The organism is Pseudomonas sp. LS2P72 (assembly GCF_054897865.1).
In genome coordinates this window covers 1,734,456-1,746,288 of sequence record NZ_CM142708.1, presented here as the reverse complement: position 1 = coordinate 1,746,288, position 11,833 = coordinate 1,734,456, and the positions used below count along the sequence as shown (strand labels likewise).

Sequence of the window (11,833 nt, the reverse complement as noted above, 5' to 3'; positions counted from 1 at the left end):
TACGTAGGATAAAAACGGGTAACGCGGACCAGCAGCGAATAATCAGCCGCGCTCGCCGCTCAGCCACTGCAACTGGACTTCATGCTGACCACGGTCGTCGGTGACGAAAATCGTCCCTTCGCTGATCATCACGTCCCACTTGATAACCCGGGGCATGTCTTTGGCCAGGGTTTCCAGCACTTCCTGCGGAACAGCCGCGATGTGCACGTTTTTCAGGTTTTTGATCGCCGGGATCACTTTGGTCTCCCAGACGCGCAGGCTGCCGTAAGCCAGCAGGCTGGTGCGTTCGGTGCGACGCGAGCACCACGTCAGGCGGTCGGCGTCAGGCTGGCCGACTTCGATCCAGTGCAGAACACGGTCGTCCAGGCTCTTTTCCCACAGGGCAGGTTCGTCCACGTCTGACAGACCGCGACCAAACGACAACTGCTCGTTGTACCAGAAGGCGTAGGCCAGCAGCCGCACGGTCATGCGCTCTTCGGTCTCCGAAGGGTGACGGGCGATGGTCTGCTTCACGCTCTCGTACACGCTGCGATCGAGGTCGGTAAGGTTCAGTTCAAACTTGTAGGTCGTGGACGGCTGGGCCATGAACGGGCTTCTTGATACGGGGAAAGGCGGCAAGTCTAACCGATGCGGTAGGCAATCCACGAATTGAAGGCGATCAACCTTGGTCGTCTGACGTTCGGCTATGTTAAAACCCTGTATTCGCTCAACCTTTGTCCTACAGGATCCAGCATGCCGCTCACCGGAAAACCGCTCTCAGGTCTGAAAGTCATTGAATTGGGTACGCTGATCGCCGGGCCGTTTGCCTCGCGCATTTGCGGCGAGTTCGGTGCCGAGGTGATCAAAATCGAGTCCCCCGATGGCGGCGATCCGTTGCGCAAATGGCGAAAACTGTATGAAGGCACCTCGCTGTGGTGGTTCGTCCAGGCGCGCAACAAGAAGTCCCTGACCCTGAACCTCAAACACCCCGAGGGCCTGGCGATCCTGAAAAAACTGCTCACCGAAGCCGACATTCTGATCGAGAATTTTCGCCCGGGCGTGTTGGAAAAACTCGGTTTGGGCTGGGATGTCTTGCACGCTCTGAACCCGAAACTGGTGATGGTGCGCCTCTCGGGTTTCGGTCAGACCGGGCCGATGAAAGATCAACCAGGCTTTGGCGCCGTCGGTGAATCCATGGGCGGCCTGCGTTACATCACCGGGTTCGAAGATCGGCCACCGGTGCGCACCGGTATTTCCATCGGCGACTCGATTGCGGCGTTGTGGGGTGTGATCGGTGCGCTGATGGCGTTGCGTCATCGCGAGGTCAACGGTGGCCTCGGCCAAGTGGTGGATGTGGCGCTGTATGAAGCGATCTTCGCCATGATGGAAAGCATGGTCCCCGAGTTCGACGTGTTCGGCTTCATCCGCGAGCGCACCGGCAACATCATGCCGGGCATCACGCCCTCCTCGATCCACACCAGTGCCGACGGCAAACATGTGCAGATCGGCGCCAATGGCGACGCGATCTTCAAACGCTTCATGCTGATCATTGGCCGCGAGGACTTGGCCAACGACCCTGTATTGGCGAGCAACGACGGACGCGATAGCCGTCGCGACGAGATTTATGGGGTGATTGATCGCTGGGTCAACTCGCTGCCGCTGGACACCATCATCGAGCGGTTGAATCAGGCCGACGTACCGGCCAGCCGGATCTTCAGCGCTGAAGACATGTTCAGTGATCCACAGTACCTGGCCCGGGAAATGTTTCTGAAGGCCAAGTTGCCGGACGGCAAAGATTTCAAGATGCCGGGAATCGTGCCGAAACTCTCTGATACACCTGGCACTTCGGAATGGGTCGGGCCGCAGTTGGGCGAACACAATGTGCAGGTACTCAACGATCTTGGTTACGACAAGGAACAGATCGAAAAGCTGCGTGAAGACGGGGCCATTTAAGCTGAGGCACCTGCTTGCGCGGCCCATCAACCACTGCCTGACGCGTGGCGGACGAGCAGTGTGCGCGTTCGCGTTTTTCCTGTTGCTCGCCGGCCAGGCTCAGCCAACGTTGGCGCAACCGAAGGAAACCCTGGTCTGGCTGTTGCGCGATCTTCCACCGCTGATGATTTTCGAAGGATCGAAAAAGGGCCAGGGCGTCATCGATCAACTGCTGCCGCTACTGATCGCCCGCATGCCGCAATACGAACACACCCTGATGCGAGTCAATCGCGCTCGCGGCTTGCAAATGCTCCACGAGCCATCCCTCACGTGCGATGCAGCGCTGAACTGGAGCAAGGAGCGCGATGGCTGGATCGCGTTTTCCATTCCGGTCTTTCGGGCCATGAGTAATGGCCTGGCCGTGCGCCGCGTTGATCGGAAGGTGCTGGCGCCCTTTATCAAGGACGGCGAAGTGGACCTCGCGGCCCTGCTGGCCAGCGGCCGGGAGAAACTGGGCATTATTGCCGAGCGCAACTACGGCGAATATCTCGACGCGCTGCTCAAACAAGCGCCAGCCAACTCACTGACCCTCCATTACGGTAACGATGCTTTGGGCAGCCTGTTGCAAATGCAACGCCTGGGGCGCTTGCGGATGCTGTTGGGGTACCGCTCGGAGATCCGCTACCAGGCCCAGCAGCAAGGGTTCGCGGAGGATGAATTGCAGTTCTACCCGATTCGCGGCACGGGCAAATACCTGTCCGGTTACATTGGCTGTACCGACACCCCCCAGGGTCGGCAGGCGATCATCGAGATCAACCAACTGCTGCGCACCCTGCCCCACGATCAATTGAGCGAGGCATACGCCGCCTGGCTGGACCCCGAAAGTCGCAGCGACTACCTGGAAGCCAGCCGGGCATTTTTCATACAGCAGGCCGAGCAATGACAAATCGCAGGCAAAAAGAAACCCCGAGAAGTGGGGAGACGACTCGGGGTTAAACGTGGCCTACATAAAGACCAGTAACAGCAAGCTACAAGCACCGGAGCACAATGCTTGATCCTGCTGTTACATGGTCTGACTGGCCTAAGCGCAGGAAGGTTCCCACAAAAAAAAATTCAATTTCGGTTGGCCAGGATTTTGTCCTGAGCAGCATTACGTAACGCCGCGATGACGCAGGGCTCCAGCCGACCTTCGGCGATCATCACGTCGCGATGCAAACCGTCGACGACATCCGTCAGTAGACGTTTGCTGGTCAACTGGGCCTGATTGAACGCCCGCTCGACCACGATCGCGCCGGTCGCATTTTTCAGTGTCACCAGGCATTCGCCATGGGTCCCCGACGGGGTCAACGTTACCTGATACGGGCTCAGAGCTTCACCGAGCAATAGACTGATACTTTCCATCTCGATCACCACTCAATAGTCCGAAAACAAAGTGCCTGGGGCGTGCCTACAGTAAATGACCACTGGCTCGAGAAGAAAGTTCTGGATACCGACTGCTGGTGAACCTGCGCCGCGGGTCAATAGAGCATGCACGGCCAAGATGACAGAGAAAAAACAGCCGCCTCACGCCTGCTGCTTGCGCTTGCCGATATCGGTCCATCCACCCAGCAGGCCCCGCAATTGTCCGTCGGCACCGTAAAAAGGCACCGTCCACTGATAGACATGCCTGACGCCGTTGTTGAACATCAATTGACGCTCACTGAAGCGCGTCTTGCGCGTACCGAGCTGGGCCATGAACTCTGCATGCAGCAGTTCGGCAGTCTCCATGGGCAAGACGTCCAATTCAATCAGCTGTCGCCCCTGAACCTGGTCGAACCGGGTCGACAAGCCCTCCTCATAACTTTTGTTGCACATGATCAAACGGCCTTCCAGATCACGAACAAACATCGGATCGGGCATGGCGTCCATCAACGCATGCTGGAAGGCGAGCTGATCACTCAGACTTCTCTCGGCATCCATGCGTTGCTGGATCAATACCGTGAGCCGTCGGTTCCAGAGCAAGGACAACAAGCCGAACAGACTGACGATAAACATTCCCCAGCAGCCCCACTCGGCGAGCCGGTGCCAGACGGTGGGCACCTTGACCGGGGTAATCCCATTGAGCCATTTCAGGCGAATGGCGCGCAATTCGGCAGGATCAAGCGCCTCAAGTGCCTTGTTGAGGATGCTCGACAGCTGAGGTTGACCTTTGCGTACGGCCAGGTGGTCCGCCTCCCATTTGCCCTCCACCGTATACCCGACCTTGAGCTGCCCGGACGGATAGAGTTGTGCTCCGGTTTCGTTTTCGATGGTGGCATAGGCCTCACCGCTCTCGACCAGCGCCCGGGCCTCCGCATAGGTTTTAACCGAGCGCAGCTCGATGTCCGGATGGTCGCGGCGAATCGTGGCCTCCAGCGCATGCCGGGTCGGCAACACCAGAACCCTTCCCGACAGCTGCTCCAGGGATTGCACCTCTGGCGCCCCGGCCCGCCCGACGAACACCCAGCCTGCGCCACCGAACGCATGACTGAAATCAAGAAACGTCTTGCGTTCGTCATTCATCGCCAGCGTCGTGCTCATGTCCGCCGCGCCACTTTCCAGTCGCCCGAGCAACTGATCGGTGGAAAACGATTCTTCGTGAACAAACTGCAACCCCGTCATTGCGCTGATGCGCTTGAGCAGATCATTGTTCAAACCGCTCCATTGGCCGTGCTCATCCTTGAACAGGTACAGCGGATATTGCACCGAGGCGACGATGACTTTTGAATGCTCGGCAATCCATTTCAACTCCTGAGCGTCCAGCTCGATCATTGGGCCAGCAACCGATCCTTTGGAATCGGTCGCCGCCAATTGCGACGCGCTCCCCCATTGAGCAAAGCCCAGGGTACCGACTAAAAAAAACATCCAGCATGCAGCTGGTTTTAACCCTCTGAAAAACAGCATTGCCACTTCCTTCGTAATCAACTCGCCCGTCCTTCGTAGGCGAAAACCAGCCAAGTGTGGCACGCAGAAATGAGAAAGCCCGTCAGGAGACGGGCTTCAAAATGTGACAGTTTTAATCGGTTACAAAGGCTTGCCGCGGTTGCCATGCTTGCTGACAAAGGCCTGCACGGCTTTCAGGTCATTTGGCAACACGGTGCAGCGCTCATCTCTTTCAAACAAATCAGAAAGATGTGCAGGTAGTTCGAGCGCTTTTCCTACGCCAGCTTTTTCCACTGCGTCCGGGAATTTGACCGGATGCGCCGTACCGAGGATCACCATCGGGATATCCAGGCTGCGACGACATTCGCGCGCAGCCTTAACGCCGATGGCGGTGTGCGGATCCAGCAGTTCGCCGGTTTGCTCAAAAACGTCGGCAATGGTTTCGCAGGTTTGAGCGTCATCCACAGCCAGCGAATCGAACAGCTTGCGTGCCTCGGTCCAGCGCTCCTGCTCGACGCTGAAACCGCCACCTCGCTTGAAGGTGTCCATCAGCCCGGCGATCGCTGCGCCGTTGCGACCGTGCAGGTCGAACAGCAGACGTTCGAAGTTCGACGACACCATGATGTCCATCGACGGCGACAGCGTGGCGTGCAGGGTGTCCTTGACGTACTGATTGCCGCTCATGAAGCGGTGCAGGATGTCGTTGCGGTTGGTGGCGACGATCAGCTGGTTGATCGGCAGGCCCATGTTGCGCGCCAGGTAACCGGCGAAAATGTCGCCGAAGTTGCCGGTCGGTACCGAGAACGATACCGAACGTGCCGGGCCGCCCAACTGCAGGGCTGCATGAAAGTAGTAAACGATCTGGGCCATGATTCGCGCCCAGTTGATCGAGTTCACGGCCACCAGACGCGTGCCTTTGAGGAAGCTCTGGTCGGCGAAGCTGGCCTTGACCATTTCCTGGCAGTCATCGAAGTTGCCTTCGATGGCGATGTTATGGATGTTCTCGCCGAAGATGGTGGTCATCTGGCGACGCTGCACTTCGGACACGCGGTTGTGCGGGTGCAGGATGAAGATGTCGACGTTTTCGCAGTGCTTGCAGCCTTCGATGGCGGCCGAACCGGTGTCGCCGGAGGTGGCGCCGACAATCACTACGCGCTCACCGCGTTTTTCCAGCACGTAGTCGAGCAGACGACCCAGCAGCTGCAAGGCAAAGTCTTTGAACGCGAGGGTCGGGCCGTGGAACAGCTCCAGCACCCATTCGTTGCCGTTCAGCTGACGCAACGGTGCCACGGCGTTGTGGGAAAACACGCCATACGTTTCTTCAAGAATCTTTTTGAAATCGGCATCGGGGATGCTGCCGGTCACGAACGGGCGCATCACCCGGAAGGCCAGCTCGTGATATGGCAGGCCGGCCCAGGAAGCGATTTCTTCCTGGGTGAAACGTGGCAGGTTTTCCGGGACGTACAGACCGCCGTCCGTGGCCAGACCGGCCAGCAGGACGTCTTCGAAATTCAGGGCCGGTGCCTGGCCGCGGGTACTGATATAACGCATGACTGGCTCCAATAGACAGTGTTCGCAAACCCGGGCCCGCAGGCGAGCCCGGTGTACGATAACGGCTTAGTTCAGGTGCTCGACGCGGATCCGCACGACCGGACCGACCACGCCCGCCAAGGCTTCCAGGGCGGCGATCGCGTCGTTCATGTGCTGTTCCAGCACGCGATGGGTCAGCAGGATCATCGGCACCAGGCCGTCGTGTTCTTCGACTTCCTTCTGCATGATCGATTCGATGTTGATGCCGCGCTCCGACAGGATGCTCGCCACCTGCGCCAACACGCCCGGATGGTCCTTGGCCTGGATGCGCAGGTAGTAGGAGCTTTCGCAGGCCTCGATCGGCAGGATCGGGTGCGCCGACAGCGAATCCGGCTGGAAGGCCAGGTGCGGTACGCGGTTTTCCGGATCGGAAGTCATAGCGCGAACCACGTCCACCAGGTCGGCGATCACCGACGAAGCGGTCGGCTCCATGCCAGCACCAGCGCCGTAGAACAGCGTCGAACCGGCTGCATCGCCGTTGACCATCACCGCGTTCATCACGCCGTTGACGTTGGCGATCAGGCGATCGGCCGGAATCAGCGTTGGGTGCACGCGCAATTCGATACCGGCCGCGGTGCTGCGCGCCACGCCCAGGTGCTTGATGCGATAGCCCAGCGCTTCGGCGTAGTTCACGTCGGCGGTGGTCAGCTTGGTGATGCCTTCGGTGTAGGCCTTGTCGAACTGCAGCGGAATGCCGAACGCGATCGACGCCAGGATCGTCAGCTTGTGGGCCGCGTCGATGCCTTCAACGTCGAAGGTCGGATCGGCTTCGGCGTAACCCAGGGCTTGCGCCTCGGCGAGTACGTCTTCGAAGGTGCGACCCTTCTCACGCATTTCGGTGAGGATGAAGTTGCCGGTGCCGTTGATGATGCCGGCGACCCAGTTGATGCGGTTGGCAGACAGGCCTTCACGGATCGCCTTGATCACCGGAATGCCACCGGCCACGGCGGCTTCGAACGCCACAATCACGCCCTTCTCCCGCGCCTTGGCGAAAATTTCATTACCGTGAACGGCGATCAACGCCTTGTTCGCGGTCACAACATGTTTTCCGTTCTCGATCGCTTTGAGTACCAGCTCGCGGGCAACGGTGTAGCCGCCCACCAGCTCTATGACGATGTCGATCTCAGGGTTCGTGGCCACTTCGAACACATCGTTGGTAATCGCAATACCGGTCGTCTGGAACTGAGGCTTTGGCGTGCGCATGGCAATTTGTGCCACTTCGATTCCACGCCCGGCACGACGAGCAATTTCCTCGGCGTTACGCTGAAGTACGTTGAAGGTACCGCCACCGACGGTCCCTAACCCACAGATGCCTACTTTGACCGGTTTCACTGTGAACTCCCCATAAAACGGCCGACTCAAGGCCGGCCGTGAAAACAACCGCATACTCGCGGTTCTCTATTAATGGCCCGGCGAATGCTGCCGCCGAACCATGATCGTCAATGGCTGACCGTGACGATGCGAATTTACTTCGCGCCCAGCGCCAGTTTGGCGACTTGTGGCGCAGGCTGGTAGCCCGGAATGACCTGGCCGTCGGCCAAAACGATGGCCGGTGTACCGTTCACGCCGATCGACTGACCGAGGGCGAACTGCTTGGAAACCGGGTTCTCGCACTTGGCGGCCTTGATTTCCTTGCCGTCGACCATCTTGTCCATGGCGGCTTTCTTGTCTTTCGAGCACCAGACCGCTTGCAGCTGCTCATCACCCGGCGAACCAAGGCCCTGGCGTGGGAACGCGACGTAACGCACTTCGATGCCACGCTTGTTCAGCTCAGGCACTTCGGCGTGCAGCTTGTGGCAATACGGACAGGTGGTGTCGGTGAACACGGTGATGTGCGATTTGGTTTCGCCGATCGCCGGGTAGACCACGGTTTCAGCCGCTGGAATTTCGTTGACCAGTTTGGAAATGCCCAGGCGTTCGGTCTTCTCGGTCAGGTTGACCGGCTTGCCGTCCTTGAGCTGGAACATGTAACCCTGAACGACGTACTGGCCGTCGGCGCTGGCGTAGAGTACGCGGCTGCCCTTGAGCTTGACTTCGTACAGACCTGGCAGCGGGCTGGCGGTGATGGTTTCTACCGGCACCTCGAGCTGGAGGTTTTCCAGACTTTTACGAATGGCTTTGTCGGCCGCGTCATCGGCGACGGCAAAGGTGCTGACCAACGCAATGGCTGCGGCGGCGAAAATCTGGGTCAGACGCATGAGAACTCCTGAAGGCGGACAAATGGGACGATCAGAACGCCCGTGCCGAAACACCGGGTCATAAACGCCCATCGTGCAAACCGGCAAAGCCTACCACATAAGGCCCGTGTGGCCGAATGCGGGTGATACAACCATGTCTAACTGACACCCACTATTGTGGCGAGGGGATTTATCCCCGTTGGGTTGCGCAGCAGCCCCAAAAATGGGACTGCTGCGCAGTCCAACGGGGATAAATCCCCTCGCCACAGGTTGCATTCCACTTCAGGAACTGCGCTAACCGCGTGGATGGTGTTTGGCGTGCAGGTCCTGCAAGCGGGCGCGGGCGACGTGGGTGTAGATCTGCGTAGTCGACAGATCACTGTGGCCGAGCAACATTTGCACCACCCGCAAGTCCGCGCCATGGTTGAGCAAGTGCGTGGCGAAGGCATGGCGCAAGGTGTGCGGCGATAGCGACTTACCGATCCCGGCCACCTTGGCCTGGTGCTTGATGCGATGCCAGAAGGTCTGCCGAGTCATCTGCTCGCCGCGCTGGCTGGGGAACATGACATCGCTGGGACGCCCGCCAAGCAGCTCCTGGCGGCCATCGCGCAGGTAACGCTCGACCCAGACAATCGCCTCCTCGCCCATCGGTACCAGCCGCTCCTTGCTGCCCTTGCCCATCACTCGCAGCACGCCTTGGCGCAGATTGACCTGCTCCAGCGTCAGGCTGATCAGTTCCGTCACACGCAAGCCGCAGGCATAAAGCACTTCGAGCATTGCGCGGTCACGCTGACCGATGGCTTCGCTCAGGTCAGGTGCTTTTAACAAGGCCTCCACATCTGCTTCCGACAAGGACTTAGGCAATGGCCTACCCAGCTGCGGCATGTCGACACGCAAGGTCGGATCGACGGCAATCAGCTTTTCCCGCAGCAAATAGCGATAGAAGCCACGCACGCCGGAGAGAAATCGCGCCGTCGAGCGGGGTTTGTAGTTTTGCTCCAGACGCCAGGCCAAGTGATCGAGGATCAATTCGCGGCCGGCATTGATCAGCTTCAGTCCTTTTTCCTGCAGCCAGCCGTTGAACAGGGCCAGGTCGCTGCGATAGGCATCGCGGGTGTTCTCGGAAAGACCTTTCTCCAGCCACAGAGCGTCGAGGAATTGGTCTATCAGTGGATGATCGATGGCAGGCATAAAGGCTCAGGCAAGACCGACAGTACGGTCAGGGAAGATAAATCGCAGGCAACAAAAAAGCAGCCCGTAGGCTGCTTTTTTCTGCATCGGAAGCTGGACTTAAGCCAGTTTTTCCTTGATGCGAGCTGCTTTACCGGACAGGTCACGCAGGTAGTACAGCTTGGCTTTACGTACGTCACCGCGACGTTTAACGGCCATGCTGTCGATTTGCGGGCTGTAGGTCTGGAAAGTACGCTCTACGCCAACACCGTTGGAGATTTTACGAACGGTGAAAGCACTGTTTACGCCGCGGTTACGCTTGGCGATAACAACACCTTCGAACGCTTGCAGACGCGAACGGTCGCCTTCCTTCACTTTCACCTGAACGACAATAGTGTCGCCTGGGGCAAAGGTAGGGATCTCTTTGGTCATCTGCTCTGCTTCGAGTGCAAGGATGATTTTGTTAGTCATGCTGTGCTCCTAAGGTAAATCGTCGGATCTACCATCGATACGTTGTTAACTATCGTCCCGCTCGCGGATGTATTCCTCGAGCAGCTTCTTCTCTTCTCCAGAAAGCGAGCGGCTTTCCAGAAGATCGGCGCGTCGTTCAAAGGTCCTACCAAGGGACTGCTGTAAACGCCAACGCCGGATATGCGCGTGATTGCCACTTAGCAACACGTCGGGAACACGCTGATCCGCATACACCTCCGGTCGGGTGTAGTGCGGGCAATCCAGCAAACCATCCGTAAAGGAATCTTCCTCGGCGGAGTCCGCATGCCCTAAAGCTCCAGGCAGCAGTCGTGTAACCGCATCGATCAGGACCATCGCCGGCAGCTCGCCGCCAGACAGTACATAGTCGCCAATCGACCACTCTTCATCGACATGAGCTTCTATAAAACGCTCGTCAATGCCTTCATAGCGGCCGGCAATCAGGATCAATGCATCCAGATTCGCCAACTCGCGTACCGCCGACTGAGTCAGTTGACGGCCTTGGGGGGACAGGTAAATTACCTTCGCCGCCTCCCCGGCTGCTGCCTTGGCCTGAACCAACGCATCTTCCAGGGGCTTGATCTTCATCACCATGCCCGGGCCACCGCCAAATGGGCGATCGTCCACAGTGTGATGTCGATCCGTCGTGTAGTCTCGCGGATTCCAACAGGTGAGCTGCAAGAGCCCCTGTTTCACCGCACGACTGGTGATGCCGTACTCGCTGATGGCGGAGAACATCTCGGGAAACAAACTGATCACTTCTACGCGCAAGTTAGCCACGCTTAGAAGTCCGCATCCCATTCCACCTTCATCTCGCCTGCGGCAAGGTCGACGGCCAACACGCATTGCTCCGTATAGGGCAACAGGCGTTCGCGATCATCCAGGCTGCCAGCGCAAGGCTTGACCACCATTACATCATTGGCGCCGGTTTCCAGAAGATGATCGATTTTCCCGAGCAATTGCCCGAGTTGATCAATGACCTTCAGACCTTCCAGCTGGTACCAGTAGTACTCGCCGTCGGTCAATTCAGGGAACAGGTTGCGCGGCACGCAGATCTCATAACCGGCCAGAAGACGCGCTTCTTCACGATCATCAAGATCCTTGAGCTTTGCGACCAGGAACTTGTCGTTCCCACGTCCGCTGACCAGCTCGACCTGTTTCACACTACCTTCGCGCTTGAGCGTCCAGGTTTTGTACTGCAACAGGTTTTCAGTCGGATCAGTAAAGGAATACACCTTCACTTCGCCGCGAACGCCATGAACCGAATAAATTTTGCCGATAACGATCAAATCATCAGCAGCAGCTGGCGTCGCGTTCATATTGCTCAGGCCGCAGCCTTAGCCGCGTCCTTCAACAACTGAGCAACGCGCTCAGAAGGTTGTGCACCAACGCTCAGCCAGTAGGCTACGCGCTCTTGGTTCACGGACAGACGGACTTCTTGACCACGAGCAACAGGGTTGAAGAAACCAACCTGTTCCTTGTGCGAACCGTCGCGCGGGTTGCGGCTGTCGGTTACGGTCAAGTGGTAAAACGGGCGCTTTTTGGAGCCGCCAAGGGCAAGACGGATTGTTAGCATGTGAACATCGTTCCTGTAG

General features: G+C 58.3%; 13 protein-coding genes. 2 read left to right on the top strand and 11 right to left on the bottom strand.

The window, feature by feature from the left end; genetic code table 11:
* Positions 1 to 42: 42 nt before the first annotated feature.
* On the bottom strand, positions 43 to 585 hold the full coding sequence (locus tag ACYZUA_RS08070) for a YaeQ family protein (RefSeq protein ID WP_007897614.1): 543 nt from the start codon (positions 583 to 585) through the stop codon (positions 43 to 45).
* Positions 586 to 732: 147 nt separating this feature from the next.
* Between ACYZUA_RS08070 and ACYZUA_RS08065 the strand changes: the two genes are divergently transcribed.
* Positions 733 to 1,932 carry a CaiB/BaiF CoA transferase family protein gene (locus ACYZUA_RS08065; protein ID WP_461962681.1) on the top strand — a complete coding sequence of 400 codons (1,200 nt, stop codon included), beginning with the start codon at positions 733 to 735 and terminating at the stop codon, positions 1,930 to 1,932.
* A 58-nt stretch (positions 1,933 to 1,990) separates the two neighbouring features.
* Positions 1,991 to 2,854 (top strand): TIGR02285 family protein, encoded by an 864-nt coding sequence (locus tag ACYZUA_RS08060; RefSeq protein ID WP_461962680.1) that lies wholly within the window; start codon positions 1,991 to 1,993, stop codon positions 2,852 to 2,854.
* Positions 2,855 to 3,024: 170 nt separating this feature from the next.
* Here the strand turns inward: ACYZUA_RS08060 and ACYZUA_RS08055 are convergent, their stop codons facing one another.
* The 10 genes from ACYZUA_RS08055 to rpsP form a co-directional block, all read right to left on the bottom strand.
* Complete coding sequence (locus ACYZUA_RS08055; protein ID WP_461962679.1) at positions 3,025 to 3,312, bottom strand: DUF3509 domain-containing protein; 288 nt, start codon at positions 3,310 to 3,312, stop codon at positions 3,025 to 3,027.
* A 162-nt stretch (positions 3,313 to 3,474) separates the two neighbouring features.
* Positions 3,475 to 4,833, bottom strand: a complete 1,359-nt coding sequence (locus tag ACYZUA_RS08050; RefSeq protein ID WP_461962678.1) for a transporter substrate-binding domain-containing protein — start codon at positions 4,831 to 4,833, stop codon at positions 3,475 to 3,477.
* 120 nt (positions 4,834 to 4,953) lie between these two features.
* The gene (gene thrC / locus ACYZUA_RS08045) at positions 4,954 to 6,363 is read right to left on the bottom strand and encodes a threonine synthase (RefSeq protein WP_461962677.1); all 1,410 of its coding nucleotides are present in this window, start codon (positions 6,361 to 6,363) and stop codon (positions 4,954 to 4,956) included.
* A 66-nt stretch (positions 6,364 to 6,429) separates the two neighbouring features.
* Positions 6,430 to 7,734: a homoserine dehydrogenase gene (locus ACYZUA_RS08040; protein WP_046053481.1), complete on the bottom strand. Its 1,305-nt coding sequence runs from the start codon at positions 7,732 to 7,734 to the stop codon at positions 6,430 to 6,432.
* A 134-nt stretch (positions 7,735 to 7,868) separates the two neighbouring features.
* On the bottom strand, positions 7,869 to 8,600 hold the full coding sequence (gene dsbC, locus ACYZUA_RS08035) for a bifunctional protein-disulfide isomerase/oxidoreductase DsbC (protein WP_461962676.1): 732 nt from the start codon (positions 8,598 to 8,600) through the stop codon (positions 7,869 to 7,871).
* Between the two features lie 273 nt (positions 8,601 to 8,873).
* Positions 8,874 to 9,770: a site-specific tyrosine recombinase XerD gene (gene xerD, locus ACYZUA_RS08030; RefSeq protein WP_461962675.1), complete on the bottom strand. Its 897-nt coding sequence runs from the start codon at positions 9,768 to 9,770 to the stop codon at positions 8,874 to 8,876.
* Positions 9,771 to 9,869: 99 nt separating this feature from the next.
* A complete protein-coding gene (gene rplS / locus ACYZUA_RS08025; protein WP_003175895.1) occupies positions 9,870 to 10,220 on the bottom strand; it encodes a 50S ribosomal protein L19 in 351 nt (116 codons plus the stop codon).
* A 45-nt stretch (positions 10,221 to 10,265) separates the two neighbouring features.
* A complete protein-coding gene (trmD, locus tag ACYZUA_RS08020; RefSeq protein ID WP_154503229.1) occupies positions 10,266 to 11,039 on the bottom strand; it encodes a tRNA (guanosine(37)-N1)-methyltransferase TrmD in 774 nt (257 codons plus the stop codon).
* Positions 11,021 to 11,557 carry a ribosome maturation factor RimM gene (gene rimM, locus ACYZUA_RS08015; protein WP_461962674.1) on the bottom strand — a complete coding sequence of 179 codons (537 nt, stop codon included), beginning with the start codon at positions 11,555 to 11,557 and terminating at the stop codon, positions 11,021 to 11,023. Before rimM ends, trmD begins: the two co-directional genes overlap by 19 nt.
* A gap of 5 nt (positions 11,558 to 11,562) precedes the next feature.
* On the bottom strand, positions 11,563 to 11,814 hold the full coding sequence (gene rpsP / locus ACYZUA_RS08010) for a 30S ribosomal protein S16 (RefSeq protein WP_007944872.1): 252 nt from the start codon (positions 11,812 to 11,814) through the stop codon (positions 11,563 to 11,565).
* Positions 11,815 to 11,833: the final 19 nt, after the last annotated feature.